Origin of the sequence: Roseovarius sp. Pro17 (assembly GCF_035599575.1) — a bacterium.
Lineage (GTDB): Bacteria > Pseudomonadota > Alphaproteobacteria > Rhodobacterales > Rhodobacteraceae > Roseovarius.
The window spans coordinates 317,266-342,504 of record NZ_CP141179.1 but is presented as its reverse complement, the minus strand read 5'-3'; the positions used below and the strand labels follow the sequence as shown (position 1 = coordinate 342,504).

The 25,239-nt window shown below is 61.6% G+C and carries 29 protein-coding genes; 13 read left to right on the top strand and 16 right to left on the bottom strand.

The window, feature by feature from the left end:
* Window positions 1-140: 140 nt before the first annotated feature.
* The 3 genes from rpsF to rplI are packed head-to-tail and all read left to right on the top strand — an operon-like array spanning window position 141 to window position 1,391.
* Window positions 141-494, top strand: a complete 354-nt coding sequence (rpsF, locus tag U3654_RS01685; protein ID WP_324753633.1) for a 30S ribosomal protein S6 — start codon at window positions 141-143, stop codon at window positions 492-494.
* A 28-nt stretch (window positions 495-522) separates the two neighbouring features.
* Window positions 523-750, top strand: coding sequence for a 30S ribosomal protein S18 (gene rpsR, locus U3654_RS01680; RefSeq protein ID WP_114075395.1), 228 nt, complete (start codon window positions 523-525; stop codon window positions 748-750).
* 11 nt (window positions 751-761) lie between these two features.
* Window positions 762-1,391, top strand: coding sequence for a 50S ribosomal protein L9 (gene rplI, locus U3654_RS01675; protein WP_324753632.1), 630 nt, complete (start codon window positions 762-764; stop codon window positions 1,389-1,391).
* 93 nt (window positions 1,392-1,484) lie between these two features.
* On the opposite strand, the gene U3654_RS01670 is transcribed toward rplI, so the two are convergent.
* Both U3654_RS01670 and U3654_RS01665 read right to left on the bottom strand, forming a co-directional pair.
* Window positions 1,485-2,138, bottom strand: a complete 654-nt coding sequence (locus U3654_RS01670; protein ID WP_324753631.1) for a hypothetical protein — start codon at window positions 2,136-2,138, stop codon at window positions 1,485-1,487.
* An 86-nt stretch (window positions 2,139-2,224) separates the two neighbouring features.
* The gene (locus U3654_RS01665) at window positions 2,225-2,485 is read right to left on the bottom strand and encodes a DUF2312 domain-containing protein (protein ID WP_324753630.1); all 261 of its coding nucleotides are present in this window, start codon (window positions 2,483-2,485) and stop codon (window positions 2,225-2,227) included.
* Between the two features lie 144 nt (window positions 2,486-2,629).
* On the opposite strand from U3654_RS01665, the gene U3654_RS01660 reads away from it, so the two are divergent.
* Window positions 2,630-2,845 (top strand): hypothetical protein, encoded by a 216-nt coding sequence (locus U3654_RS01660; protein WP_324753629.1) that lies wholly within the window; start codon window positions 2,630-2,632, stop codon window positions 2,843-2,845.
* A gap of 122 nt (window positions 2,846-2,967) precedes the next feature.
* On the opposite strand, the gene U3654_RS01655 is transcribed toward U3654_RS01660, so the two are convergent.
* From U3654_RS01655 to U3654_RS01635, 5 genes are all read right to left on the bottom strand, one after another.
* The gene (locus U3654_RS01655) at window positions 2,968-4,107 is read right to left on the bottom strand and encodes a FliM/FliN family flagellar motor C-terminal domain-containing protein (RefSeq protein WP_324753628.1); all 1,140 of its coding nucleotides are present in this window, start codon (window positions 4,105-4,107) and stop codon (window positions 2,968-2,970) included.
* A 166-nt stretch (window positions 4,108-4,273) separates the two neighbouring features.
* Window positions 4,274-6,940: an ATP-binding protein gene (locus U3654_RS01650; protein ID WP_324753627.1), complete on the bottom strand. Its 2,667-nt coding sequence runs from the start codon at window positions 6,938-6,940 to the stop codon at window positions 4,274-4,276.
* Window positions 6,940-7,212, bottom strand: a complete 273-nt coding sequence (locus tag U3654_RS01645) for a hypothetical protein (RefSeq protein WP_324753626.1) — start codon at window positions 7,210-7,212, stop codon at window positions 6,940-6,942. Before U3654_RS01645 ends, U3654_RS01650 begins: the two co-directional genes overlap by 1 nt.
* Before the next feature lie 44 nt (window positions 7,213-7,256).
* Window positions 7,257-7,631, bottom strand: coding sequence for a response regulator (locus U3654_RS01640; protein WP_324753625.1), 375 nt, complete (start codon window positions 7,629-7,631; stop codon window positions 7,257-7,259).
* Window positions 7,632-7,692: 61 nt separating this feature from the next.
* Window positions 7,693-9,054, bottom strand: a complete 1,362-nt coding sequence (locus U3654_RS01635) for a helix-turn-helix domain-containing protein (protein ID WP_324753624.1) — start codon at window positions 9,052-9,054, stop codon at window positions 7,693-7,695.
* Between the two features lie 244 nt (window positions 9,055-9,298).
* Between U3654_RS01635 and U3654_RS01630 the strand changes: the two genes are divergently transcribed.
* The 6 genes from U3654_RS01630 to acs all read left to right on the top strand — a co-directional run bounded on the left by U3654_RS01630 (window position 9,299) and on the right by acs (window position 16,592).
* Entirely contained in the window at window positions 9,299-10,672 is a 1,374-nt protein-coding gene (locus U3654_RS01630) for a substrate-binding protein (protein ID WP_324753623.1), read from the top strand.
* Window positions 10,673-10,787: 115 nt separating this feature from the next.
* Window positions 10,788-11,819, top strand: coding sequence for a branched-chain amino acid ABC transporter permease (locus tag U3654_RS01625; RefSeq protein ID WP_324753622.1), 1,032 nt, complete (start codon window positions 10,788-10,790; stop codon window positions 11,817-11,819).
* A gap of 3 nt (window positions 11,820-11,822) precedes the next feature.
* Window positions 11,823-13,013, top strand: coding sequence for a branched-chain amino acid ABC transporter permease (locus tag U3654_RS01620; RefSeq protein ID WP_324753621.1), 1,191 nt, complete (start codon window positions 11,823-11,825; stop codon window positions 13,011-13,013).
* A gap of 12 nt (window positions 13,014-13,025) precedes the next feature.
* Window positions 13,026-13,784 carry an ABC transporter ATP-binding protein gene (locus U3654_RS01615; protein WP_324753620.1) on the top strand — a complete coding sequence of 253 codons (759 nt, stop codon included), beginning with the start codon at window positions 13,026-13,028 and terminating at the stop codon, window positions 13,782-13,784.
* A gap of 45 nt (window positions 13,785-13,829) precedes the next feature.
* A complete protein-coding gene (locus U3654_RS01610) occupies window positions 13,830-14,585 on the top strand; it encodes an ABC transporter ATP-binding protein (RefSeq protein ID WP_324753619.1) in 756 nt (251 codons plus the stop codon).
* 57 nt (window positions 14,586-14,642) lie between these two features.
* Entirely contained in the window at window positions 14,643-16,592 is a 1,950-nt protein-coding gene (gene acs, locus U3654_RS01605) for an acetate--CoA ligase (RefSeq protein WP_324753618.1), read from the top strand.
* A gap of 91 nt (window positions 16,593-16,683) precedes the next feature.
* On the opposite strand, the gene queF is transcribed toward acs, so the two are convergent.
* From queF to U3654_RS01580, 5 genes are all read right to left on the bottom strand, one after another.
* On the bottom strand, window positions 16,684-17,148 hold the full coding sequence (queF, locus tag U3654_RS01600) for a preQ(1) synthase (protein WP_324753617.1): 465 nt from the start codon (window positions 17,146-17,148) through the stop codon (window positions 16,684-16,686).
* A gap of 18 nt (window positions 17,149-17,166) precedes the next feature.
* Window positions 17,167-17,889: a 7-carboxy-7-deazaguanine synthase QueE gene (gene queE, locus U3654_RS01595; RefSeq protein WP_324753616.1), complete on the bottom strand. Its 723-nt coding sequence runs from the start codon at window positions 17,887-17,889 to the stop codon at window positions 17,167-17,169.
* Window positions 17,886-18,242 (bottom strand): 6-pyruvoyl tetrahydropterin synthase family protein, encoded by a 357-nt coding sequence (locus U3654_RS01590; RefSeq protein ID WP_324753615.1) that lies wholly within the window; start codon window positions 18,240-18,242, stop codon window positions 17,886-17,888. Before U3654_RS01590 ends, queE begins: the two co-directional genes overlap by 4 nt.
* A 3-nt stretch (window positions 18,243-18,245) precedes the next feature.
* Window positions 18,246-18,941: a 7-cyano-7-deazaguanine synthase QueC gene (gene queC / locus U3654_RS01585; protein ID WP_324753614.1), complete on the bottom strand. Its 696-nt coding sequence runs from the start codon at window positions 18,939-18,941 to the stop codon at window positions 18,246-18,248.
* Window positions 18,942-19,029: 88 nt separating this feature from the next.
* Complete coding sequence (locus U3654_RS01580; protein ID WP_324753613.1) at window positions 19,030-19,824, bottom strand: SDR family oxidoreductase; 795 nt, start codon at window positions 19,822-19,824, stop codon at window positions 19,030-19,032.
* A gap of 140 nt (window positions 19,825-19,964) precedes the next feature.
* Between U3654_RS01580 and accB the strand changes: the two genes are divergently transcribed.
* From accB to aat, 3 genes are read left to right on the top strand one after another with little or no spacing between them, the layout of a single operon-like run.
* Window positions 19,965-20,453 carry an acetyl-CoA carboxylase biotin carboxyl carrier protein gene (gene accB / locus U3654_RS01575; protein WP_324753612.1) on the top strand — a complete coding sequence of 163 codons (489 nt, stop codon included), beginning with the start codon at window positions 19,965-19,967 and terminating at the stop codon, window positions 20,451-20,453.
* A 10-nt stretch (window positions 20,454-20,463) separates the two neighbouring features.
* Window positions 20,464-21,816 carry an acetyl-CoA carboxylase biotin carboxylase subunit gene (accC, locus tag U3654_RS01570; RefSeq protein WP_324753611.1) on the top strand — a complete coding sequence of 451 codons (1,353 nt, stop codon included), beginning with the start codon at window positions 20,464-20,466 and terminating at the stop codon, window positions 21,814-21,816.
* A gap of 20 nt (window positions 21,817-21,836) precedes the next feature.
* Entirely contained in the window at window positions 21,837-22,487 is a 651-nt protein-coding gene (aat, locus tag U3654_RS01565; RefSeq protein ID WP_324753610.1) for a leucyl/phenylalanyl-tRNA--protein transferase, read from the top strand.
* Here the strand turns inward: aat and U3654_RS01560 are convergent.
* From U3654_RS01560 to clpX, 4 genes are all read right to left on the bottom strand, one after another.
* A complete protein-coding gene (locus tag U3654_RS01560; RefSeq protein WP_324753609.1) occupies window positions 22,451-22,810 on the bottom strand; it encodes a DUF2155 domain-containing protein in 360 nt (119 codons plus the stop codon). The genes aat and U3654_RS01560 overlap by 37 nt on opposite strands.
* Window positions 22,807-23,265, bottom strand: coding sequence for an outer membrane lipid asymmetry maintenance protein MlaD (gene mlaD / locus U3654_RS01555; RefSeq protein WP_324753608.1), 459 nt, complete (start codon window positions 23,263-23,265; stop codon window positions 22,807-22,809). Before mlaD ends, U3654_RS01560 begins: the two co-directional genes overlap by 4 nt.
* A 24-nt stretch (window positions 23,266-23,289) precedes the next feature.
* Window positions 23,290-23,673, bottom strand: a complete 384-nt coding sequence (locus U3654_RS01550; RefSeq protein ID WP_324753607.1) for an NADH:ubiquinone oxidoreductase subunit NDUFA12 — start codon at window positions 23,671-23,673, stop codon at window positions 23,290-23,292.
* A 179-nt stretch (window positions 23,674-23,852) separates the two neighbouring features.
* On the bottom strand, window positions 23,853-25,121 hold the full coding sequence (gene clpX / locus U3654_RS01545) for an ATP-dependent Clp protease ATP-binding subunit ClpX (RefSeq protein ID WP_324753606.1): 1,269 nt from the start codon (window positions 25,119-25,121) through the stop codon (window positions 23,853-23,855).
* Window positions 25,122-25,239 lie beyond the last annotated feature (118 nt).

The following is a 25,239-nucleotide window of genomic DNA, read 5'->3' as shown; positions in this document are numbered from 1 at the left end:
GACCCTTGCGCCGACGCGGGGATGGGTCTATGGGTCGCGCTCGTTTCGCATCTTTGGAAAACCGCGCAGTCTCTCGTGGTGGGGCCGCGAAGCGACAATGCCCCGCCTATGAAATGCGCCTTGATAGAAGTGGATCCAACATGCCCCTTTACGAGCATGTCTTTATCTCGCGCCAGGACCTGTCCAGCGCCCAGGCCGAAAGCCTCATCGAACATTTCGGTACTGTATTGTCCGACAATGGCGGTAAACTCGTCGATCACGAGTATTGGGGCGTCAAGACGATGGCCTACAAGATCAACAAGAACCGCAAAGGCCACTACGCCTTCCTGCGGTCGGACGCACCGTCCGAGGCCGTTCAGGAAATGGAACGCCTGATGCGCCTGCACGACGACGTCATGCGCACGCTGACCATCAAGGTCGACGAGCACAAAGAACTGCCGTCAGCTCAGATGCAAAAGCGCGACGAGCGTGCCGAACGCCGCGAGCGCCGTTGATCAACGCCTGAAGAAAAGGACATAAACCATGGCTACAAAACCATTTTTCCGTCGCCGCAAGGTCTGCCCCTTCTCGGGCGATAACGCACCTGCGATCGACTACAAGGACACGCGCCTGCTGCAGCGCTACGTCTCTGAGCGTGGCAAAATCGTGCCATCACGCATCACCGCCGTCTCGGCCAAGAAGCAACGCGAGCTGGCCCGTGCCATCAAGCGCGCCCGCTTCCTCGCCCTGCTGCCCTACGCCGTCAAGTAAGGAGAATAGACATGCAAGTTATCCTTCTCGAGCGAGTAGCCAAGCTAGGCCAAATGGGCGACGTCGTTGACGTCAAGGCTGGTTTCGCACGCAACTACCTGCTGCCCCAGCACAAGGCGCTGTCGGCTTCGCAGAAAAACATCGCCGATTTCGAGACGCGCAAAGCGCATCTCGAGGCGCAAAACCTCGAGACTCGCAAAGAGGCCGAGGCAATGGCTGACAAGCTGAACGGTCAGCAGTTCGTCGTGATTCGTCAGGCTGCCGATTCGGGCGCGCTCTATGGCTCGGTCACCACGCGTGATGCGGCCGATGCGGCGACCGAAAACGGCTTTGAGCTTGATCGCAAGCAGGTCAGCCTGATCAGCCCGATCAAGGAACTGGGCCTGCACGACATTAGCGTGTCGTTGCACCCCGAGGTCGACGCGACGGTCACGCTGAACGTCGCCCGCTCGCCCGAAGAGGCCGAATTGCAGGCATCGGGCAAGTCGATCCAGGAACTGGCAGCCGAAGAAGAAGCGGCAGCCGATTTCGAGATTGCCGAACTGTTCGACGACATCGGCGCGGCTGCGTCAGACGACGAGGACTTGGCCGAAGCGGTTGAGGACGTTCTGCCCGAAGAAGACGAGACCGACGAGGCCTGAGCGGCACTACATCATTGAATGAAAAAGGCCGCGCGGATCACTCTGCGCGGCCTTTCCTTTGTGTTCGCCCCCGGCAGGGCCCGCAGGGCAGGACTATACCGCGTCGGTTATTCCCGGCCTCAACCGGTATGCGGCAAGGCGAAAACACAGATAGACCCACGCCGCAGCGCCCGTGAATTTGAAGCCCTCTTCGGCAATCTGTGTATATTCATACGGCACCGACAGGTTCTCTTGCACCGCGTCCACCAAGATGGACATGGCCAAAAGACCGCCTGCGATCACGAACGCGGTGCCATCAATCTCGGCGATGATGCGCCGGTATCGCACAAGCAGCGTGATGGCGAAAATCGCATAGATCGGCAAAAGGACGCCCTCGGCCAGATAGCGGTCATGGATCAAAAAGAAGTCGTCGATCCCAAGGAATAGCGAGAATCCCGCCATGAGCATCAGCAAATTTCGATATCTGCTCGGCCCTCGGCTAGACTGAAGCCGATAGCGGAAAAGACACAGCGTCGCCGCCGCGATCCAGAGCCACACCCCCACGCTGGAAAGAAACCCGAGAAAGCTGGACTGCTTGGTCTGCTGCATCACGTCGCGCAGGATTTCGGTCGTGGTAAAACCTGCGCCCTTCATGATCGTCAGCGATACAGCGTAGAATACCAGTGCAGGCAGGCAAGCCCACAAAAGGCACGCGCGAATGTTCTCGGATCTGGCGATGCCGCGCAGAAAGGTCTTTTGGGTACTCACGCGTCTTGCGCCTCTTCTGATCGGCCGTGGGCCGGATAGCATCGGACCGGGGCCAGAGAGTTTAAACCGTCAATGCGCTCGTGCGATCAACTCATGCCCAGCGCTTCTTTGTACATCTCCAGCACCGCCTCTTCTTCGGCGATATCGTCCTTGTCACGCTTGCGCAGCGCGATGACCTTACGCATCACTTTCGTATCGTAGCCGCGCCCCTTGGCTTCGGCCATGACCTCTTTCTGCTGCTCGGCGAGGTCTTTCTTTTCGGCGTCCAGCCGCTCGATGCGCTCGATGAACTGGCGCAGTTCGTCGGCGGTCACGCGGTAGGTGGCATCGGTTGTCTGGTCGTCCATGGGTCTTCTCCGCATCCTGAAAGATGCCCGTGACTACAGCGCGTCATGACGCCCCGCAAGCCCCGGCTGCTTGAGCTTGGCACCGCGCTGGCGTAGACGGCAGCGGCAGGCGTCGATATCTGCGGCGGACAAGGACGAGGCAACATGGAAATTCTTATCTGGAGTGGCGCGGCCGTCTCGCTGGTGGGTCTGGCAGGTCTGATATGGTGCGTGCTGCGCGTCTGGCGCGCGCGCCGCGCTCAGTTGGAGGAGGCGGAGATGCGCGCGGTCCTGCAAAAGGTACTGCCCATCAATACCGGGGCGCTGTTCCTGTCCGTGATCGGACTGATGATGGTGGTCATCGGCATCCTGCTGCGCTGACGGAATCGGGCCGGGCCCGGTGCTCCGCCCGGCAGGCCCCTGTGAAGGGCATCGTGACGCGCACCATGCAGGTAGCGTCGCGGCCTTTTGGCCTACGCAGACCTCTATTCGCTTCCTTGCAGTCACTGCGTATCGTGATCCAGCAGTTCCTTGTCCGACATCGCACCCTGATCCCGGGCGGCGGTCTGCGGCTGGCTTCCTGCCGAAGTCATGCGCGCACCGCCATCCTGTGGCGTTGACGTAGCGCGCGATAATTCATCTGCGCCGGGCGTATCCAGCACCGGCGTGCCGGCCGCCTCGTCGATAGAGACCGCTACGTTCGCGCGCTCACCACGCGGCGCAGAACGTTCCGAGTCAGCCTGCGCCTCGGGGCGACACGGCGTTAGGCGCACGGCCCGCGCTCCGTTCATCTGGCCGAGGCGCGCCAACGCGACGACATGTTTTTGGCTGGCCTCGAGGCGCACCTGCATCGGCTGATCCATTCCGAACGGCAGCAAACCGCCCGGCTTCAGCTTGCACACCTTGTCGAGCGGCAGGATGACGCGGGCCAGCACTGCCTCGAGGCTTACAGGAGCATCCATCGCGCTTCGCTCCAGCGTGCGCTGCATCGCGCCGCCCTTGGCGCCCGCTGCGGGGGGCGGCGCGGCCAGCGGCACCGGCAACAGGAACGTCACCGCGCCGGGATGCCCATCGTCGCCAACCTCAACCATCATGCGAAAAACATGAAAGGCCGGCGCATGAAGGGCCAGCGCCATACCGCGCGCATCCTCCATCATCACGCCGAATCGATACCCCGAGGCCCAATGCGCAGGCACCTCGCCGCCATCCACGCCTTGCGCATCTTCGGTCAGCATGGCCTCGGCGCCCGACAGCGCCGCGTCGATCAACGGAGCTGCAATCGCCGCGTCCGTGCGCGTCACCGCCCGCCCGTTCGAGCCGCGTCCAGTGACCCGGCCCATGGTCTGCACCTCAATCAGCGCTGCGAGCAGCGCAGCATCCACGCGCACTGCGCCGCGCGCGCCCTTAGGGCCGTCCAGCAGCACCAGAAGACCTCCATCGGCGAATTCGAGCCTGAGCGCGGTTTGCGACAGTTCGACCTGTTCGACCGCCGTGACCACCATCGCCAGATCGAACAATGTGTCCGATGCCTGCGCCAACGCAAGGCGCAGCGCCTTGGCCGGAGACATGGCGCGCGCTTGATATTCCTCGCGCGAGGCACGCGCCTTGCGGTGAATCACCGTATTGCCGTCGACAGATGTCATGCGCTGCGCCACCATCCCTTGCAAATTGACTATGGGACCGACCGTAACGCCTTTTCCGTTACCAAAAGGTTTCTCGCAGGCGGCTTAGGCGAGATAAATCCTATAAGCGTTTTGCATATAATCTGGAATTCAGATTTGCCGCACACGCCCGTAATATGGAAACGCTTTAAGCCACGCCGCGCGGCAGGGTCACGCGGAACGCCGCACCGCCCTGCCCCGGCAGGTAGCTGATCGTGCCACCCAGCCGGTGCATGATCTCGCGGCAGATGGCGAGGCCCAGCCCGGCACCCGGTGCGCGCGTCTCGCCGAGGCGCGAGAATTTCTCGAAAATCAGCGCCTCGTCCTTGATCGGAATGCCAGTACCGTTGTCGACAAAATCGATCACCAGCCCCGTCTCGTCCGTTTTGGCGCGGACGTCGAGGACCGGCGCGGGCGCATCGCAGTATTTGCGCGCATTTGCGATCAGATTGATGAAAACCTGCGCCAAGCGGTCCATATCTGTGCTGAGGTGCACTGCCTCACTGGCCGGATCACGCTGAATACGCAGCCGACCGGGTATATCGCCCGCCGTGGCGGCGACTGCCCGGTCCAGCACTTCGGCCAGTGTGCCGGTCTGTGCGTTCAGCACCACCTGCCCCGACTCCAGAACCGAAAGGTCCAGCAGATCGTCTAACAGCCGCGTCAGGCGCAGCGACTCGGCGTGGATGATCGACGCGTATTTCTGCTGTTCGTCTTCATTCAGCCCACCATCGCGCAGGATCTCGGAAAAGGCACGGATCGACGTCATCGGCGTGCGTAGCTCATGGCTGACCTGACTGAGAAAGCCGTCCTTCTGCACCGATAGCTGGGTCAGCTTTTCGTTCACTTCGCGCAGCTGGCGGGCGGTCCTTGCCTGCTCGGCCGATTTCGCCTCGAGCTGGCTGGAATGCTCCATGATCTGCGCGGTCTCATCTGCGACGGCCAGCAGATCCTCGACCGAGACGGTGGCGCGCCCAACGATCTGGCTGATCATCGCATGCGCCGTAGCCGCGCCGACGGATCCCGACAAACGCCGCTCAAGCCATTCAAGAAACTCCGGCGACGGTTCGGGCAGGTAGCCGCTCAGACCCTGACGGCGGGCGGCGCGCGAAAACAGCTGCTGCGCCTCAGCCGCGCCCATTATGCGCTGAGACATAATCAACAGGTCTTCGGACTGACCAAGGCCGCCGGTCCAGCTTCCAGGTCTTTGCGAATGCTCGAACACGTTGACGAACTGCGCGCCCTGCAGCCTCTCGACCGGGCGCGGAAAGCTGAGGATCGACACGGTGCAGAAGGCGGCGGTGTTCAGCCCCATCGACCACATAACGGCATGTACCAGCGGGTCCATCCCCCCGGTCCAGAACATCGCCTGCGGGCGCAGCCAGGATAGCCCGAACAGCCCCGCGTCGAACACGTGCTGCGGCAGGATCACCCCGGCGCCAAAGCTGGGCAGAAAGAGGCAATAGAGCCACAGCGCAAATCCAATGCTCAGCCCCGCCAGCGCCCCGTTGCGCGTGGCACCGCGCCAGATCAGCCCGCCCATCAGCGCCGGAAGGAATTGCGCCACCCCGGCAAAGGCAACGAGGCCGATCGCCGCCAATGCCGTGCCCCCGCCGGAAAGGCGAAAGTAGAGGTATCCCAGCAGGACTACCCCCCCGATGGATAGCCGCCGTGCCAACAGCGCCACATGCCGCACGTCGCCCGACATCATTGCCGCGCCCCCGGTCATGCGCAGCCAGATCGGCATGACGATATGGTTCGACACCATCGTCGATAGGGCAATCGCCGCGACGATCACCATCGACGTCGCCGAGGAGAAACCACCAAGGAACGACAGGATCGCAAGCCCATCCTGCCCCGCGAACAAGGGCAAGTTCAGCACATAGAGATCCGGGTTCGACCCCTCTGGCATCAAGTGCAGGCCGACAGCGGCGATAGGCACCACGAAAAGGCTGATCAGCATCAGATAGAGCGGAAAGGCCCAGGCGGCCGTGCGCAGATGGCCCTCGTCCTCATTCTCGACCACCATGACCTGAAACATGCGCGGCAGGCACAGGAACGCCGCCGCCGACAACAGTGTCAGCGCGGTCCAGCGGCTGCCCGACACGTCGAACGCGGTGATGGGCGATGCGTCGATGCGCGCCAGCGTTTCACTCAGACCGCCCTCCAGCCCCCACACGACAAAGATGCCGACCGCGAGCAGGGCCAGCAGCTTGACCACTGCCTCTAGCGCGATGGCGATAACGACGCCATGGTGTCGCTCGTTCGCGTCGAGGTTGCGGGTGCCAAAGAGGATGGTGAACAGCGTCAGGCCCAGCGCGACATAGATCGCGATGGACTGAACCGACCGCCCCCCCTCCGGCCCTGCTGGCGAAAACGCGGCGAAGGACAGCGTCACCGATTGCAGTTGCAGCGCAATATAGGGCGTCGTGCCGACTACGGCCAGAACGGTGACGCAGACGGCCAGCAGGTTGGATTTTCCGTAGCGGGATGAGATCATATCGGCAATCGACGTGATGCGCTGGCTGCGGCCCACGCGCACCATTTTGCGCAGGGTCCACCACCATCCGATCATCACCAGACTCGGGCCAAGATAGATGGTGACGTATTCTAACCCCGAGCGCGCGGCAAAGCCGACGGCGCCATAAAACGTCCACGCGGTGCAGTAGATCGACAGCGACAGCGTATAGACCAGCGGCGAACGCAGCCATGCGCCCCGCCCCCGCCGCGCCGCGCGGTCGGCGACGAAGGCGACTGCGAACAGGAACACCACATAGGCCACGCAGACCGCGACGAGGATGTTGAGAGTGGCCATCAGCCCTGCCGCACGTCTTCGCCGTCCGCGTCGTCGTCGTCGTCACGCGCCTCGGGGACCGCACGCAGATTGCGGGTAATGGCCGCCGACAGAATCACCAGCACCGCCCACACGGCAAAGATGTAGATCATCACATGCGACGTGCGCGGCGCGGCGCCGCCAGCTCCCAACCACAAGAGCGGCAGCACAAAAAGGAGCGCGCCGAGGATCGGCAGCAGGGCGGCCGCGTCGATCATCCGGCGATGCCTGTAGGTGCTGCGCGCGACGAACACGGCGCGGCCTTGGGTTGGCGCAGACACTGGGCCCTGCCGTTCGATCATGCTGCGTCGCTCGCGAGGGTTCGCACGGCCTCCAGCATCTCGGCGTTTGAAAAGGGCTTGGTCATAAAAAGGCTCGCGCCCGCGCGTTCAGCCATCTCGCGATCCTTGCGCTGGCCACGTGCGGTCAGCATCAAAACGGGCGTCTGCCCCAGGTCGGGATCGGCGCGGATATCAGTCAGCAGCTCAAACCCCGAGCGATGCGGCAGCATCACGTCGAGGATGATCAGATCGGGCTGGCGCGCGCGCACGATCTCCATCGCATTTTCGCCGCCGGAATGGGTGCGCACATCCCAGCCGTCCCGCGACAGAATAAAGCTGATCGCCTCAATGATGTTTGGCTCGTCCTCGATCAACAGCACCTGCCTGGCCATTCAGCGCGTCCCCTTTTGCATTTGCGGTTTCGCGCCACTATTGGGCAACGTTCGCGCGGTGTCAAAAACTTGACTCAATGTATGTGGGCGTCTCCGGCAGGATCGACGGCTCACACCGGGCGACGCAGGCGACGCGCGGACAGATCCGGCAGGACGTACCGACCTCCAACGGCGCGCCGCCCTCGCCCACCACCTCGCCCGAAACCTCGCCCTCGTCCGGCAAAAGCAGCATGTAGCTGCGCATCAGCGGTGGCATGTTAAAGCGGCCCGGCGCGGCCTCTTCGCAAGCCGTCAGAGCCAGCACCGCGCGCGCATCTCGATCAGGTTGAATCAGCCGCTGGCGCAGCGCCATGCCCGGCTGCGCCGCTGCGCGAAAGATCGGCCAGAGCGCGCAGTCCCCCGCGAGGCGTGTGATCGTGAATCCTGCCAGCGGCTTTAGTCCGAGGATGGCGCCGGACGCATCGACGCTGACCAGCCCGACAGGGCCGACCATCTCCTCTGGCATGGCGGCGAGGCGGCGAAATATCAGCGCCAGTGGCACATCAAGATCCTGCGCCAGCGCCAGCGGCGCGACGCCGCTGCGCGCCAACGCATCCTTCAGGTTCGCCTTGGGCAAGGCCAGCGCATCGGCACGGTAGCGTCTCAGCGCAGCCTTGGCGAGCGTGTGCGCGCCTGTGCCGGGCTCCAGCTCGGCCCTAACCAAAAGCGCGTCGATATCGCCATCGGACCCCAACCCATCCTCAAGCCCGGCAAAGCGGAAATCATGCGCGCCCAGAAACCTGTCCAACTCGTCCTGCGGCGACAGGATATCGCGGCCCGCGCCCGGCCCGTCGTCCAGATAACGCACTAGACGTTTGGCTTCTTCGGCCAGACGCTGGCTATCCTCGCCAAGGTTTCGGTGAAAGCGCGCCTGCCATTCCGGCTCCAGCTCAGCCGTGTCGGTCAGGATCGACGCGGTCGAACGGATGGCGGTGACGACCGACAGCACCTCGTGCAACGACGCGGCCAGATGTGGGTCATGCGCCAGCCGATCAGTCAGCGCGTCGGCGTGACGCGCCGATTCCTGCGCACGGCGCAGCGTATCGACCAGCAGCTGCGCCCAGCCGGGAAACCGGCCTGCAAACTCATCGACCCGGCTTAGTTCAGGCGCGGGGCCTTGGGCATCCTGTGGTTCGGGCCGCTCTGGCCGTTCGCCAGCCGCTTCGCGAAGACCGGCCATCAGCGCCGCCTCGCCGCCATGGGCCAGCGCCTGTGCGTCGACCTCCAGCGCGGCCGCGAGGCGCAAGAGGATGCCGCCCCCGATTCTACGTCGGTTGTGCTCAATCAAATTGAGATAGGAGGGCGATATTCCCGCCTGCCGCGCCAGCGCGCCCTGCGCCAGACCACGCGCCAGCCGCCGCTCGCGGATGCGGGTGCCAGTCATGGTGCCTACACCGGTGCTCTCCGCCGCGTCATTTTCTTTTTGAATCAATGCCGTTTCTCCCCTCTTGACAAATATTTACACAAATTTCGGGTGCTGTGTGCAAAAATTTACAAAATAATTGTTTTGCAAAAGGCAGTTGTTGAGAAGTTTTCTTGCGTCGTGCCATAGTACATTTGCACAAAGTGCGATCCGGCAACCCGCGGAGGAGGCGTGTGTCGTGATTAGTCAAACAGGGAGGATTTTTATGTCCACATCCAATTTTACCCGCCGCGGTCTGCTGAAAACCAGCGCCGTCGCAGGTGCCGGCCTGGCCGTTCCGACAATTTTCACCGCGTCGAGCGTTTCGGCATTTGCCAACGACCCCACCAATGCCAGCAGCGTCACGTTAGGCTTTAACGTCCCGCAATCCGGCCCCTACGCCGATGAGGGCGCGGACGAACTGCGCGCATACAAGCTGGCGGTCGAGCATCTGAACGGCGAAGGCGATGGCGGCATGATGCAGACCTTCAGCTCGAAGGCGCTGCAAGGCAATGGTATCATGGGCAAGAAGGTGGATTACGTCACCGGCGACACCCAGACCAAATCTGACGCAGCGCGCGCATCGGCCAAGTCGATGATCGAAAAAGACGGCGCGGTCGTGATCACCGGCGGTTCATCCTCGGGCGTGGCCGTAGCCGTTCAGGCCCTGTGCCAAGAGGCTGGCATCATCTTCATGGCCGGTCTCACCCACTCGAATGACACGACCGGCAAAGACCGCAAGGCCAACGGTTTCCGTCACTTCTTTAACAGCTGGATGTCCGGCGCGGCGCTTGCGCCCGTTCTGGCGAATGCCTACGGCACCGACCGGAAGGCCTATCACCTGACCGCCGACTACAACTGGGGCTACACCACAGAAGAGGCCGTGCGCAACTCGACCGAGGCCTTGGGCTGGGAGACCGTGAACGCGGTCAAGACCCCGCTGACCCAGACCGACTTCAGCGCCTATATCACGCCCGTTCTGCAATCGGACGCGGACGTGCTGGTGCTGAACCACTACGGCAACAACATGGTTAACTCGCTGACCAACGCCGTCCAGTTCGGCCTGCGCGACAAGATGGTCAACGACAAGAAGTTCGAAATCGTCGTGCCGCTCTATTCCGAGCTGATGGCACGCGGCGCGGGCAAGGCCGTCGCAGGTATCTTTGGGTCGCAGAACTGGGACTGGAAACTGGAAAAGGAAAAGGGCGCCCGCTATGTCGGCTCTGACGCCTTCGTCAAATCCTTCGGCGAAAAATATGGCTTCCCGCCCAGCCAGGCAGCGCATACCTGCTACGTGCAGACCATGCTTTATGCCGATGCGGTCGAGCGTGCGGGCAGCTTTGCCCCCTGCGCGGTGGTCGAAGCGCTCGAAGGCTTCGAGTTCGACGGTCTGGGCAATGGCCCGACCCTCTACCGCGGCGAAGATCACCAGTGCTTCAAGGACGTGGTCGTGGTGCGCGGCAAGGAGAACCCCGAGAACGAGTTCGACCTGGTCGAAATCGTCGAAGTGACGCCCGCCGAGCAAGTGACCTACGCCCCCGACGCCCCCGAATTCGGTGGTGCTGCGGCAACGCTGGGCGATTGCAACGACGGCGCATAAGCGAATTGAGGGCCGCCCCCATGCCGGGGCGGCCGTTTTCAAGCACGCGAGGGCCCCCCATCAGGGCCAGACCGGCCATTTTCGCCGGGCACTTTTCTGACATGCGAGGCAGACAATGGATGCGATAATCCTGCAAATCCTCAATGGACTGGACAAGGGGTCGGCCTACGCGCTGATCGCCCTCGGTCTGACATTGATCTTTGGCACGCTGGGGGTGGTCAATTTTGCCCACGGCGCTTTGTTCATGATCGGTGCCTTTTGCGCCGTCACGCTCAGCCGCATCCTGACATTCAGCCACGTAGTAATTGACGAAACGCGCACCGACTTCCTCGGCAATCCGATGAAGGTGGACGTGCCCTATATCCATAGTATCGTCGGCCAAAGTGCCGGGGATTTCATGATCGACTGGGCCGTGCCGCTGTCGATTCTATTCGCAATTCCCGTCATGATCGCCATCGGCGTCATCATGGAACGCGGCCTGATCAAGCATTTCTACAAGCGCCCCCATGCCGACCAGATCCTGGTGACGTTCGGCCTTGCCATTGTGCTTCAGGAAGTCATCAAATTCTACTACGGCGCCAACCCGATCCCGACGCCCGCACCCAGCGTATTCCGCGGCTCGTTTGATTTCGGCGCGTTTTTGGGGATGGACGCCAATTCGATCATCTACCCCTACTGGCGCCTCGTCTACTTTGCCTTTTCGCTGGTCATCATCGGTGCTGTCTTTGCCTTCCTGCGGTTCACCACCTTCGGGATGGTCGTGCGCGCAGGCATGGCTGACCGCGAGACTGTGGGCCTGCTGGGCATCAATATCGACAAGCGGTTCACCATCATGTTCGGCATTGCCGCCGCCGTCGCGGGCCTTGCTGGCGTGATGTATGCGCCTATCAACAGTCCCAACTATCACATGGGCATGGATTTTCTCGTGCTTAGCTTTGTCGTCGTCGTCGTCGGCGGCATGGGCAGCCTGCCGGGTGCGGTGCTGGCGGGGTTCCTTTTGGGCATCCTCGAAAGTTTTGCCTCGATGTCCGAGGTGCTCGAAGTGCTGCCGGGAATTAACCAGATCGTCATCTACCTGGTCGCGATCATCATTTTGCTGACCCGTCCACGTGGCCTGATGGGCCGCAAAGGCGTGATGGAGGATTAAACAATGCTAGGACTGACACGCAAAGACGCCCTTATGCTGGGGCTGGTCACGGTGCTGGCACTGCTGGCACCCTTCATCCTTAACCCGTTTCCGGTAAACTCCGGCATGGCACAATTCAACGCTGGCTATCCCGACCTGATGCAACGCTTTGTCATCTTTGGCATCTTTGCCATCGGGTTTAATATCCTCTTTGGCCTGACTGGCTATCTTAGCTTTGGTCATGCCGCGTTTCTGGGGGTGGGCAGCTACGCCGCGATCTGGATGATGAAGCTGCTGACGACCAACATCATCCCCGGCATCATCATGTCGATCGTCGTTGCGGGGCTTTTCGCGCTGGTGGTTGGCTTTATCTCGCTGCGCCGCTCTGGCATCTACTTTGCCATCCTCACGCTGGCCTTCGCACAGATGTCCTACGCACTGGCCTATTCGGTGCTGACCCCCATCACCGGCGGCGAGACGGGCCTGCAACTGAAGCTGAGCGATGCACGCATCCTCGACGGCGCACTGGCGCAGGGCGAACGCGCGGATGCAAACCTCTTTGGCCTCGACATGACGGCCAGCTTGGATCTGTTTTTCGGCGGGTGGCAATTCACCTTCAACGCAGGGTATTACATCGCTGCCGTAACGCTGATCCTGGCATTCTACCTGTCGATCCGCATCTTTCGCTCGCCGTTTGGCATGATGCTGCGCGCAATCAAAAGCAACAATACCCGCATGACTTATACCGGCCTAAATGCGCGCCCCTATGCGCTGGCCGCCTTCGTCATTTCGGGCATGTATGCCGGTCTTGCCGGTGGCCTGATGGTGGCAATGGACACGCAGGTCGGCCCCGAGCGGATGTTCTGGACCGCCAGCGGCGAGGTCGTCCTGATGACCATCCTCGGCGGTGCCGGTACGCTGATCGGCCCGGTTCTGGGCGCTGGTCTGATCAAATACATGGAAAACATCATTTCCAAGATCAACGCCGGCATCCTGCATAAATGGTTCTCGTGGATGCCCGACGGGCTGGAGGATCTGCTGGTAACGCTGATCTACCCCTTCGTCGGCAAGGGCTGGCACCTGACACTGGGCATCGTTTTCATGCTGGTCGTCATCTTCCTTCCCGGCGGTCTGGTCGAGGGCGGGCAGCGGATCTCGCGCCTTGTCCGCGGCAAACGCGCCAAACCGTCCGATCAAACCACTCCGGCTGAATAAGGAAACGCGACTATGGGCATTCTCGAAGTCAAGAACGTGAACAAGCGTTTCGGCGGCCTTCAGGCGCTGGGGGACGTGAACCTCAGCATCGCCGAGAACACCGTCCACGCCATCATCGGCCCAAACGGCGCGGGCAAATCCACGCTGCTAAACGTGCTGGTGGGCAAGCTGATCCCAGATACGGGGTCAGTGATGTTCGACGGCCAGTCGGTGCTGGGGCGCAAGCCTTATCAGATCAACCAGATGGGTATTTCCCGCGTATTTCAGACACCCGAGATATTCGGCGATCTGACCGTGCTGGAGAACATGATGATCCCGATCTTTGCCAAACGTGACGGCGCCTTTCGGATGCACGCAATCGAGAGCGTCGGCAGCGAACGCGGCGTGATAGAGCAAGCCGAACAAATGCTGGAGAGTCTCAACATGGCCGACCAGCGGTACAACCATTCAGCCGCGATGTCGCGCGGCAACAAAAGGCGTCTGGAAATCGGCATGTGCCTGGCGCAGGAACCCCGTCTTTTGCTGCTGGACGAACCGACGGCAGGCATGGCGCGGGCGGATACGAACAACACCATCGATCTGCTGAAACAGATCAAGGACGAGCGTGACATCACCATCGCCATCATCGAGCATGACATGCATGTGGTGTTTTCCCTCGCCGAGCGGATCACCGTGCTGGCCCAAGGCAGCCCGCTGGTCGAGGACACGCCGGATAACATCAAGGGCCACCCAAAAGTGCGCGAGGCTTACCTCGGCGAAACCGCCGACTGACGACACACGCCCTGCCCCGCAGACGCCCGCAAGAGGAACGACACCATGACCGCTAACCCCGATTTTTCCAAGAACGCCAATCAGGCCGCAACCGCCCCCGCATTCCTGTCGGTTTGGGGAATGCAGGCCTACTACGGCGAAAGCTATATCGTGCAGGACATTAGCTTTAACGTCCACGAGGGCGAGATCCTCGCCCTTCTGGGCCGCAATGGCGCGGGCAAGACGACGACGCTGCGCGCCATCGCCCGCATGGACAACCCGCAGTTGGCCCATGGCGAAATCTGGCTGGATCACCAGCCGCTTCACAAGATGCGCAGCCATGAGGCCGCCGTCGCCGGGATCGGCCTTGTGCCCGAGGATCGCTGCATCATTCCCGGCCTCACGGTCGAGGAAAACCTCGAACTGGCACAGATTGCGCCACCCATCGGCTGGTCAATCGAGCGTCTCTATGAACTGTTCCCCCGCCTCGCAGAGCGCCGCCTGCAAGAGGGCGTGACCCTCTCGGGCGGCGAGCAGCAGATGCTGGCGGTCGCGCGCGCATTGGCCCGCGATATTAAGGTATTGCTACTCGATGAGCCTTACGAGGGCCTCGCCCCCGTCATCGTCGACGAGATCGAGAAAACCCTGCGCATCATCAAGGAGCAGGGCATCACCACCATCATCGTGGAGCAGAACGCCGTGCGCGTTTTGAAACTGTCGGACAGGGCCGTGATCCTTGACACCGGCGGCATCGTCTTTGACGGTAGTGCAGCGGAGGTTCTGGAAAACGAGAAGCTGCGCGCTGAATATCTGGCGATCTGACGCGGCTTTGCGGCCTGCGCCGATCTGCCTGCACCAACAGCTTCAGAGGTAATACCCATGTCCGACAAAACATATCCTCCGTCCAAGGAATTTTCCAAAAACGCGCATATTGATGCCGCCAAGTATGACGAGATGTACGCGGCCTCGATCAGCGATCCCGAAGGCTTCTGGGCGGAGCATGCAAAAGATCTGGACTGGATCAAGCCGTTTACCAAGGTCAAGAACACGTCCTTTGAGATGGGCAATGTCGATATCCGCTGGTTCGAGGATGGCGTGCTGAACGTCGCCGCCAACTGCGTCGACCGGCATCTGGCCACGCGTGGCGATCAGACCGCCATCATTTGGGAACCCGACGATCCCAAGACGCCCGCGCTGCACATCACCTATAACGAGCTGCACGAAAAGGTGAATCGCTTTGCCAATGTGCTGCTGAGCCAAGGCGTCATGCGCGGCGACCGCGTCGTCATTTACCTGCCAATGATTCCCGAGGCGGCCTATGCGATGCTGGCCTGCGCGCGCATCGGCGCGGTCCATTCCATCGTTTTTGCCGGATTCTCTGCCGACGCGCTGGCCAACCGCATCAACAATTCCGGCGCCAAGGTCGTCATCACCGCCGACGAAGCACCTCGCGGCGGGCGCATGACCGGGCTGAAAGCTAATGCCGACGCCGCCCTGCTGCACTGCTCGGACAAGGTGCGCTGCCTCGTGGTCAAACACACCGGCGGCCAGACCACATGGATCGACGGGCGCGACATCGACGTCAAGGCACAGATGGAGCAGGTCAGCCCCGACTGCCCCGCGCGCCCGATGAATGCGGAGGATCCGCTGTTCATCCTCTACACTTCCGGCTCGACCGGACAGCCAAAGGGCGTCGTCCACAGCTCGGCGGGATATCTGCTCTATGCGGGCCTTACGCATAAATATGACTTTGATTATCATGATGGCGACATCTTCTGGTGTACCGCCGATGTCGGCTGGGTCACGGGCCACAGCTATATCATCTACGGCCCCCTCGCGAACGGCGCGACCACTGTGATGTTCGAGGGCGTGCCGACCTGGCCCGACGCCAGCCGGTTCTGGCAGGTCTGCGAAAAGCACAAGGTGAACCAGTTCTACACCGCGCCGACTGCTATTCGCGCGCTGATGGCTCATGGCAAGGATTTCGTCGAGAAATGCGATCTCTCCTCGCTCAAGCTGCTGGGCACCGTGGGCGAGCCGATCAATCCCGAAGCGTGGAACTGGTATAACGAGGTCGTCGGCAAGGGTGTCTGCCCCATCGTCGATACATGGTGGCAGACTGAAACCGGCGGCCACCTGATGACCCCCCTGCCCGGTGCCACCGCCACCAAACCGGGTAGCTGCACCACGCCGTTCTTTGGTATCGAGCCTGTCATTTTGGACCCGACATCCGGCGAGGAAATCACCAGCACCGAGGCTGAGGGCGTGCTGTGTATCAAGGACAGCTGGCCCGGCCAGATGCGCACCGTCTACGGCGATCACGACCGGTTCGAAAAGACGTATTTTTCGGACTACAAGGGCTACTATTTCACCGGCGACGGCTGCCGACGCGACAAAGATGGCTATTACTGGATCACGGGCCGCGTCGATGACGTCATCAACGTTTCGGGGCACCGCATGGGTACCGCCGAGGTCGAATCCGCACTCGTCGCACATGAAAGTGTCGCCGAGGCCGCGGTCGTCGGATATCCGCACGACATCAAAGGTCAGGGCATTTATGCCTATGTCACACTGATGAACGGGGTCGAGCCCAGCGACGAACTGCGCAAAGATCTGGAAAAATGGGTGCGTGGCGAAATCGGCCCCATCGCCAAGCCGGATATCATCCAATGGGCGCCGGGCCTGCCCAAGACGCGTTCAGGCAAGATCATGCGCCGCATCCTGCGCAAAATTGCCGAGAATGACTTTGATACGCTTGGCGATACATCGACGCTGGCCGATCCGGCCGTGGTGGACGATCTGATCGAAACCCGCAAGAGCCTGCAATAAGCGAAAACGCCCCACAGGATGTCTGCGTGTGGGGCGATGATATGCTTAAAGCGTTTCGGATTCGTGCTGACACAGCTTTTCCCGAAACGCATTAGCCGCGCCCGCGATAGGGCGGCACGCCTTGGTCGGGGATCCAAAGCCCCTCAGGCATTGGGCCGGTCTGGTAGAACACATCGATCGGGATCCCGCCGCGCGGATACCAATAGCCGCCGATGCGCAGCCATTTTGCCTCGGTAAACTCGGCCAAACGCCGCCCGATGCTGATCGTGCAATCCTCATGGAACGCGCCGTGATTGCGGAAACTTCCCAGATACAGCTTCAGCGATTTGCTCTCGACCAGCCAATCGCCGGGCACGTAGTCGATCACCAGATGCGCGAAATCCGGCTGGCCTGTCATCGGGCACAGCGACGTGAATTCGGGGGCGACAAAGCGCACGTTGTAGTCCACATCCGCCTGCGGGTTTTGCACCCTCTCCAGCTCGGCTTTGGCCGGATCATCCGGCAGCGAGGTGTTCGCGCCCAGCTGTGTCAGACCATCATAAATGCTCTCGCTCATATCGCACCCTCCAGCGGCCTACACGCCGCGCTTGTTTCCCCATAGCATCACATGCAGTTGCGGCAGCACGCGCGCCGCGTGCCAGCGATCTGCGATCACCCGATCCACCAACCAGCGCATCCGCGCGTCGATTCCGTCCTGATCGACGGTAGCCGTGTCGTCTTCGGGCGGCGGGGGCGTATGATTACCCGGTTGCAGATAGATCGCCAGCCCCGGATGACGCGCAGCCACATCGCCCGCATATGCGTAATCGGCTTCGTCGAAGACGACGATCTTTAACACGGTCGGCGCGCCTTGGGCTGCCTCAATGCACTCTTGCAACAGCGCCCAGTCGGTCTGCATTTCAGACGATGGCGGCTTGGGGCTAAGCACCAGCATGTCGAGCTGGGAAAACCAGTCCTTCGCCATCGATCCTTGGGTTTCCAGGGCAAAGCCATATCCCTCGCCCCGCCCCAGCGCGATGAGATCACCCAATGGCTGGATCGCCGGATTGCCCCCCGATAATGTGACGGTCAATGGCTCTCCACCCGACAGACGGCGGACCTCATCCATCACCGCGCTCGCGCTCATCGGCGTCCAGTCATGGCGATACTCGCTATCCACGGCGTGCAGGCTATCGCACCACACGCAGCGATAATCGCAGCCGCCCGTGCGCACAAACACCGTCGGCACACCGATCAGCGCGCCTTCACCCTGTATCGTCGGGCCAAAGATTTCCGATATGCGTATGGCCTCGCTCATGGTCGGTATTCGGCCCATGTCTTGGGCGTTTCGCTGATCTTAACCGCAGCCGTTTCGGGCCAGCGGGCGGCGCACCAGTCATAGAGATGCTTCGCCATCCGCTCGGCCGTCACGCAGTCATCGCCCAGAACGTCGTTGAGGTGGCGGTGGTCCAACTCGTCGTCGATATAGCGCTTGAGCGGGGCCAGTTCGAGGTAATCGCGCACAAAGCCATGTGTGTTCAACGTATCGGACTCCAGTTCGACCACGGCGACATAGTTATGCCCATGCAACCGCGCGCATTGGTGATCCTCGGGCAGCCCGAACAGCTGATGGGAGGCCGAGAAATGAAATTCCTTGGTAATGCGATACATGGTCTAACCCTCCGTTCCGGTCGCGCCGCGCCAAAAATCGGGATCGCCGTAAACCGTCGGATCAATGATCCCGGCCAGATGAAACGCCTCGCGCCGCTCGACGCAGGTGCCGCAGCGCCCACAATGCAGGTCGCCGCCCTTATAGCATGACCAAGTCTCGCCAAAGGGCGTTCCGTATTTCGCGCCGTCCACCGCAATATCAGCCTTGGAGCCGTTCAAATAAGGCGTGAGCAGTTGCACCGTGGCATAGCCGTCCATCGCGCGATCCTCCATCGTCTGAAACGCGTCGATGAAATCTGGGCGGCAATCAGGATAGATAAAGTGGTCGCCCCCATGCACGGCGGTCGCTACCGCGTCCACTTTTTGCGCTGCGGCCATGCCAAAGGCGATAGCCAGCATGATTGCGTTGCGGTTGGGCACGACGGTAAGCTTCATGGTTTCTTCGGCGTAATGGCCATCGGGCACATCAATGTCGTCGGTCAGGGCCGAGCCGGTGAGCGCCGCGCCAACGCTCGCGATATCGATGACATGGTGCGCAACGCCCAGACGGTGCGCACAGGCAGCGGCATAGTCCAACTCTTTGGAATGGCGCTGGCCATAGTCGAACGACAGCAGCGCGTGCAATTCGTCCGTCGCGGCGATGCGATGGGCCAACGCCACCGAATCCATCCCGCCGGAGCAGATGACTATAACCTTCATGTCTCGTCCTTGTTTTGAGCGGGTAGGCTGCGACCGCATATGTTCCGCATTTAAGCCCGCACCGCCCCTAAGGCAACCCGTACGCGCGCTACCGCGCCGTCCAGCCGCCGTCGATGGGCATCGCCGTGCCGGTGACGTTATGCGCCAGCGGACTGCACAGCCACAGCGCCATCGCGCCAATCTCGGCGGGGTCAATAGCGCGGCGGGTGGGCTGTTTTTCGCCCAGCAGGTCCGCGATCGCGGCCTCGCGGCCCGTGCCCAGCGCCGCCTCGCGCCGGGCGATCATGGGCGCGACCAGCGGCGTGTCGACCCAGCCGGGGCAGATGCAGTTGACCGTCACGCCGCCAGACGCAGCGTCACCGGCCTCGGCATATTCAGCCGCCGCGACGCGGGACAGACCGATCATCCCCGCCTTGGCCGCCGCATAGGCCGCCTTGCCCGGGTTGCCGACAAGACCGTGGATACTAGCGATATTCACTACGCGGCCATACCTACGCGCCGCCATACCGGGCAGGGCCGCCTGCATCGTCAGAAAGGCGGACGAGAGGTTGATTTGCAGCACTTCGCACCATTCGCCATAGGGCAATTCGGCCAGCGGCCTTCCGTGATTGATCCCGGCATTGTTCACCAGAATATCGACGTCGCCCCACGCAGCGGCCCCCTCCATCAACTCGGCGGCGCCCTCTGCGCTGCGCAAATCGCCGGGCAGGAATACCGCATCAGCTGCGCCAGCCCGCATTAAACCTTCGCAAAGGCCCGCCGGCTCCTCCAGACCATGCACGGCGACGCGCGCGCCCGCAGCCGCCAAGGCCCGCGCGATCCCCAGACCGATCCCTTGGGTCGAGCCTGTGATCAGTGCCGTTTTGCCTGAAAGTTCCGTCATTCAGCATCCCTCTGGGCCATTCCCGCCGCCGCGTCAAAGCACATGTTGCACAAAGCCGGTTTTCTATGGCGACGGCATGACATATAAGCAGCCGAAATCATAGCGCGCCAACACTGGGCGCCAGCCGTTCGAGGATACCAATGCCAAAGAAAACGCATGACGACGACGTCGCCTTTATCAAGGCGCTGGCCGAGCTTCTCAACGAAAACGAACTGACTGAACTGGAGGTTCAGCGCGACTACGGCGAAGATGACAGCCTGAGCGTGCGCGTCAGCCGCCGCATCGAGGCAGCGCCGCAATATGTAACGCAGGCTCCGATGCCGCACGCCGCAGCGCCCGCAGGTAGCCCTGCCGCTGCCCCCGTCGCGGCAATCGGCGAGGATCCGGCCAGCCACCCCGGCGCGGTCACTTCGCCCATGGTTGGCACGGTCTATACGCAGGCCGAGCCGGGCGCGCCCTCATTCGTGTCAGTTGGCGACAAGGTTTCCGAGGGCGACACCCTGCTGATCATCGAGGCGATGAAGACGATGAACCATATCCCCGCCCCACACGGCGGCACGGTCAAGCGGATCCTCGTCGAGGATGGCGGCGCTGTGGAATATGGCGCACCTCTGATGATAATCGAATAAGGCGCTGGCAATGTTCGATAAAATACTGATCGCCAATCGGGGCGAAATTGCTCTTAGGGTCATCCGCGCTGCGCGCGAGATGGGCATCCGCTCGGTCGCTGTCCATTCCACTGCCGACGCCGACGCGATGCATGTGCGCATGGCCGATGAGAGCGTGTGCATCGGCCCGCCCTCTGCCACAGACAGTTATCTGTCGATCCCCGCGATCATCGCGGCCTGCGAAGTGACTGGCGCACAGGCGATCCATCCCGGCTATGGCTTCTTGTCGGAAAACGCCGCGTTCGTGCAGATCGTCGAAGATCACGGCCTGACCTTCATCGGCCCCACGGCCGAGCATATCCGCGTCATGGGCGATAAAATTACCGCCAAGGACACGATGAAAAAACTGGGCGTGCCTTGCGTGCCCGGCAGCGAAGGCGGCGTGCCGACCTTGGCCGAGGCCAAGCGCATCGGCGAAGAGGTTGGCTATCCGGTCATCATCAAGGCCACTTCCGGCGGCGGCGGCAAGGGGATGAAGGTGGCGCAAAACGCCGCCGAGATGGAGCGCGCGTTCCAGACCGCCCGCGCCGAGGGCAAATCGAACTTCGGCAATGACGAAGTTTACATCGAGAAGTACCTGACCACGCCGCGCCATATCGAAATTCAGGTCTTTGGCGATGGCAAGGGCCGCGCCGTGCATCTAGGCGAGCGGGACTGCTCGCTTCAGCGGCGCCACCAGAAGGTGTTTGAGGAGGCTCCCGGCCCCTCTATCACCGCCTCAGAGCGCGCGCGTATCGGCGATATTTGCGCGGATGCCGTGGCCCGTATCAACTATATCGGCGCAGGCACGGTTGAGTTTCTCTACGAAAACGGTGAGTTCTACTTTATCGAGATGAACACCCGCCTACAGGTTGAACACCCCATCACCGAGGCGATTTTTGGCGTGGACCTTGTCCGCGAACAGATTCGCGTCGCCGCCGGAGAAGAGATGGAATTCGATCAAGACAAGCTGGCGATCAACGGCCACGCGATCGAGGTCCGCATCAATGCCGAAAAGCTGCCTGACTTTGCACCGCGCCCCGGCAAGATCACGCAATTTCACGCGCCCGGTGGCCTTGGCGTGCGCATGGATAGCGCGCTCTATGATGGCTATACGATTCCGCCCTATTATGACTCGTTGATCGGTAAGCTGATCGTGCACGCCCCCGATCGCCCCGCCGCGCTGGCCCGGCTAAAACGGGCATTGGGCGAGTTGATCATTGACGGCGTAGATACCACCGTGCCGCTCTTTCACGCGCTGTTGCAGGAAAAGGACATCCAGACGGGGGATTACAACATCCACTGGCTGGAGCATTGGCTGGAGACCAATCTGCGCGGGGGCTAACCGCAGGTGCGAGGCACTCGATGAAGGACACCGATTTTGCGCTGACGCCCGAACTGCTGCTGCACGCCTATGCCTCGGGAATCTTTCCCATGTCAGAAGGGCGCGACGATCCCGAGATTTTCTGGGTCGACCCGCGCCGCCGCGGCGTGATGCCGCTGGACGGTCTGCATATCTCGCGCAGTCTAGCCAAGGTAATGCGACGCGGCGCGTATGAGGCAACTTTGAACACCGATTTCGCTGGCGTCGTCGACGCCTGCGCCGACCGGGCCGAGACATGGATCAACGCTGAAATCCGCGCGCAATACATCGCGTTGCACGCGCTGGGTCACGCACATTCATTGGAAATCCGGCAAGGCGGCGCGTTGATCGGCGGTGTTTACGGCGTCGCCATCGGGGCTGCGTTTTTTGGTGAAAGCATGTTTTCACGCGCGGCAAACGGATCCAAGCTGGCACTGGTGCATCTGGTCGATCACCTCAGGCGCTGCGGCTATACCCTGTTCGACACCCAGTTCCTCACCGATCATCTGGCCAGCCTCGGCGCGGTCGAGATCAGCCGCGCGGCTTATCGCGCTGAACTGGCGTTGGCACTGGAACAGCCTGCGACGATAACGCGCTATCGGCTGGACCCATCGCCTCACTCAGTCTTGCAGCGCAGCACCCAAACATCGTAGCGCGGATGATCCAACGCATTCAGCGCGGGCGATGACGCGATCATCCAGCCCGAGAATATCGGTTCATCCTGCCCCTCATCACGGATGCTTAGAAAGGCAAACGCGTCGGCAGCCGGATCGCCCTGCGGATAGCGACACTCGGCCATCTGGACCGTCAGCGGCCCAAAATCCGCCTGCTCGCCCGGTCCCAGCGTGATATCGATGACATCGCCCGAAATCTTTTCGAGTCCCCGCAGCACGGCGCCAGTGCCAACGGCGGCATTTTCCTGCGCGCTCGCGGCGAGCGGAAGAAACATGGCAATGGTCAGCGAAAGCAGCCTCATTCGGCAGGCGCTTTGTCATCGCCGCCGACAAATTTCATCAGCAGTGACACGAGACTGACAGAGCCTTGGGTGAATTCGATCTGATCGCCGGGCGCGAAATACATCAGCGAGCCGCCAGGCAGGATTTCGACATAATTCCCGCCTAGTAGGCCCTCGGACGATATCGCCAGCGCGCTGTCGTCGGGCACCTCAATGCCCTCGGCCACGCTGATAGTGGTGCCCGCGCGATACGTTTTGGGGTCCAGCGCCATCGACGTCACGCGGCCCACCTTGACACCCGCGAGGCGCACATCCGTGCCGACCGTAATCCCGTCAGCCGACCGGAAACTCGCGGCCAGCTCGTAACTGCTGGTGCCTGCTGATGCTCCGGTCAGCTTGCCAGCATAGACGACAAAGCCCAGCGCGACCGCCAAAACGATGCCGCCAGCAATGATTTCGCTTTTGTTTTCAGCCATGTCCGCTCTCTGCCTTTGGGCGCCTTATTCGGGGCTCCACGCCTCGTAATCGCTGCGCGGTTTGGGGTCACGGCGGCGGATGGATCCGGCCGGCGCATAGGCCAGCGCCGTTCCGGTCACGTTTTCCAGATGCGGCTTTTCCCATGTCTGGCGGGGCAGCGGCGCGTCTGTCGGCGCCTCCTGATAGGTATGATGCAGCCAGCCGTGCCATTCCGGACTAACCCGGCTTGCCTCGGCCTCGCCATTGTAGATGACCCATCGACGCGCGCCGTCCTTGGAGCGGTAAAAGATGTTGCCTTGCGCATCCTCGCCCACCTTCACGCCCTTGCGCCAAGTATAAAACTGCGTGTTGAGGGTTTGCCCGTGCCACCATGTCACGGAGCGCAGCAGCGAATTGAGAATACCCATGTCGTCCTCCGGCAATCGTTGTCCCAGATATGGCGTATCGGTTGGCAAAGGTCCAGTAGGATGGCTGGATTGAGCGGCTTGATGCAGCGCAAAATGAAGGCCGCGCAAACGCGCTGAGCCAAAACGAAAAAGAGCGAACCAACTGGCCCGCCCCTCAAATTACTCAGGTCTCGCTGGGATCACCCTGCCGAGGCGCCTTCCTTCTTGGCGCTTTCGGCGTAGATCATCAGCGGCGCCGCGGCGGACGTTGCGGCCTCTTCGTTGACCACGACCTCTTCGACGTTTTCCATACTGGGCAGCTCGAACATCGTATCCAGCAGAATATCCTCCAGGATCGAGCGCAGGCCGCGCGCGCCGGTTTTGCGCTGGATCGCACGTTTGGCGATGGCTGTCAGTGCGTCCTCGGTAAAGGTCAGCTTCGCATTCTCCAACTCAAAGAGGCGCTGATACTGCTTGACCAGCGCGTTCTTGGGCTGGGTCAGGATGGTGATCAGCGCGTCCTCGTCCAGATCCTCAAGCGTCGCGATGACAGGCAGACGGCCCACGAACTCGGGGATAAGGCCGAATTTCAGCAGATCCTCAGGCTCAAGATCCTTGAACACTTCGCCGATGCCGCGATCGTCCTTATCGCGCACGTCGGCGCCGAAACCCATCGCACTACCCTTGCCGCGCGCGGCAATGATCTTATCCAGACCGGCGAATGCCCCACCGACGATAAAGAGGATATTGGTCGTGTCCACCTGCAGGAATTCCTGCTGCGGATGCTTGCGCCCGCCCTGCGGCGGTACGGCCGCGACCGTGCCTTCCATCAGTTTCAGCAGTGCCTGCTGCACGCCCTCGCCCGAAACGTCACGGGTAATCGACGGGTTTTCGGACTTACGCGTGATCTTGTCGACCTCGTCGATATAAACGATGCCGCGCTGAGCGCGCTCGACGTTATATTCGGACGATTGGAGCAGCTTGAGGATGATATTCTCGACATCTTCGCCGACATAACCCGCCTCGGTCAGCGTGGTCGCGTCGGCCATCGTGAACGGCACATCCAAGATTCGCGCCAGCGTCTGCGCCAACAACGTCTTGCCGCAGCCGGTCGGGCCGATCAGCATGATGTTGGACTTCTGCAGTTCGATATCGCCCGACTTGCCAGAATTGTTCAGGCGTTTGTAATGGTTGTGAACCGCAACCGACAGCACCTTCTTGGCGGTAGCCTGACCGATGACATAGTCGTCCAGCACATCACAAATCTCGCGCGGGGCGGGAACGCCTTCGGACGATTTCAGCCCGGCTGTGCGCGTTTCCTCGCGGATGATGTCCATGCACAGCTCGACGCATTCGTCGCAGATGAACACGGTCGGACCCGCAATAAGCTTGCGCACCTCATGCTGGCTCTTGCCGCAGAAGCTGCAATAGAGGGTGTTCTTGCTGTCGCTGCCAGAATTACTCGACATGATCTACCTTTCGGGCGGTGCGTTGCAATCGGGGCCCGGCGCGGGTGCCGGGCCGCCGTTCTCTTTAGCTTATGGCAGGCACCGGGCGGCGACAATCGCAAAATGCCCCGCCCAATGC

Coding starts and splice junctions, on each gene's coding strand:
- accB (WP_324753612.1), top strand. CDS start 19,965: ATGCCAAAGAAAACGCATGACGACGACGTCGCCTTTATCAAGGCGCTG.
- rplI (WP_324753632.1), top strand. CDS start 762: ATGCAAGTTATCCTTCTCGAGCGAGTAGCCAAGCTAGGCCAAATGGGC.
- U3654_RS01660 (WP_324753629.1), top strand. CDS start 2,630: ATGGAAATTCTTATCTGGAGTGGCGCGGCCGTCTCGCTGGTGGGTCTG.
- rpsF (WP_324753633.1), top strand. CDS start 141: ATGCCCCTTTACGAGCATGTCTTTATCTCGCGCCAGGACCTGTCCAGC.
- U3654_RS01580 (WP_324753613.1), bottom strand. CDS start 19,824: ATGACGGAACTTTCAGGCAAAACGGCACTGATCACAGGCTCGACCCAA.
- acs (WP_324753618.1), top strand. CDS start 14,643: ATGTCCGACAAAACATATCCTCCGTCCAAGGAATTTTCCAAAAACGCG.
- queE (WP_324753616.1), bottom strand. CDS start 17,889: ATGAGCGAGGCCATACGCATATCGGAAATCTTTGGCCCGACGATACAG.
- U3654_RS01610 (WP_324753619.1), top strand. CDS start 13,830: ATGACCGCTAACCCCGATTTTTCCAAGAACGCCAATCAGGCCGCAACC.
- clpX (WP_324753606.1), bottom strand. CDS start 25,121: ATGTCGAGTAATTCTGGCAGCGACAGCAAGAACACCCTCTATTGCAGC.
- accC (WP_324753611.1), top strand. CDS start 20,464: ATGTTCGATAAAATACTGATCGCCAATCGGGGCGAAATTGCTCTTAGG.
- U3654_RS01615 (WP_324753620.1), top strand. CDS start 13,026: ATGGGCATTCTCGAAGTCAAGAACGTGAACAAGCGTTTCGGCGGCCTT.
- U3654_RS01625 (WP_324753622.1), top strand. CDS start 10,788: ATGGATGCGATAATCCTGCAAATCCTCAATGGACTGGACAAGGGGTCG.
- rpsR (WP_114075395.1), top strand. CDS start 523: ATGGCTACAAAACCATTTTTCCGTCGCCGCAAGGTCTGCCCCTTCTCG.
- U3654_RS01620 (WP_324753621.1), top strand. CDS start 11,823: ATGCTAGGACTGACACGCAAAGACGCCCTTATGCTGGGGCTGGTCACG.
- U3654_RS01655 (WP_324753628.1), bottom strand. CDS start 4,107: ATGACATCTGTCGACGGCAATACGGTGATTCACCGCAAGGCGCGTGCC.
- U3654_RS01630 (WP_324753623.1), top strand. CDS start 9,299: ATGTCCACATCCAATTTTACCCGCCGCGGTCTGCTGAAAACCAGCGCC.
- queF (WP_324753617.1), bottom strand. CDS start 17,148: ATGAGCGAGAGCATTTATGATGGTCTGACACAGCTGGGCGCGAACACC.
- U3654_RS01650 (WP_324753627.1), bottom strand. CDS start 6,940: ATGGCCACTCTCAACATCCTCGTCGCGGTCTGCGTGGCCTATGTGGTG.
- U3654_RS01635 (WP_324753624.1), bottom strand. CDS start 9,054: ATGACTGGCACCCGCATCCGCGAGCGGCGGCTGGCGCGTGGTCTGGCG.
- queC (WP_324753614.1), bottom strand. CDS start 18,941: ATGAAGGTTATAGTCATCTGCTCCGGCGGGATGGATTCGGTGGCGTTG.
- U3654_RS01550 (WP_324753607.1), bottom strand. CDS start 23,673: ATGGGTATTCTCAATTCGCTGCTGCGCTCCGTGACATGGTGGCACGGG.
- U3654_RS01665 (WP_324753630.1), bottom strand. CDS start 2,485: ATGGACGACCAGACAACCGATGCCACCTACCGCGTGACCGCCGACGAA.
- mlaD (WP_324753608.1), bottom strand. CDS start 23,265: ATGGCTGAAAACAAAAGCGAAATCATTGCTGGCGGCATCGTTTTGGCG.
- U3654_RS01590 (WP_324753615.1), bottom strand. CDS start 18,242: ATGTATCGCATTACCAAGGAATTTCATTTCTCGGCCTCCCATCAGCTG.
- aat (WP_324753610.1), top strand. CDS start 21,837: ATGAAGGACACCGATTTTGCGCTGACGCCCGAACTGCTGCTGCACGCC.
- U3654_RS01560 (WP_324753609.1), bottom strand. CDS start 22,810: ATGAGGCTGCTTTCGCTGACCATTGCCATGTTTCTTCCGCTCGCCGCG.
- U3654_RS01640 (WP_324753625.1), bottom strand. CDS start 7,631: ATGGCCAGGCAGGTGCTGTTGATCGAGGACGAGCCAAACATCATTGAG.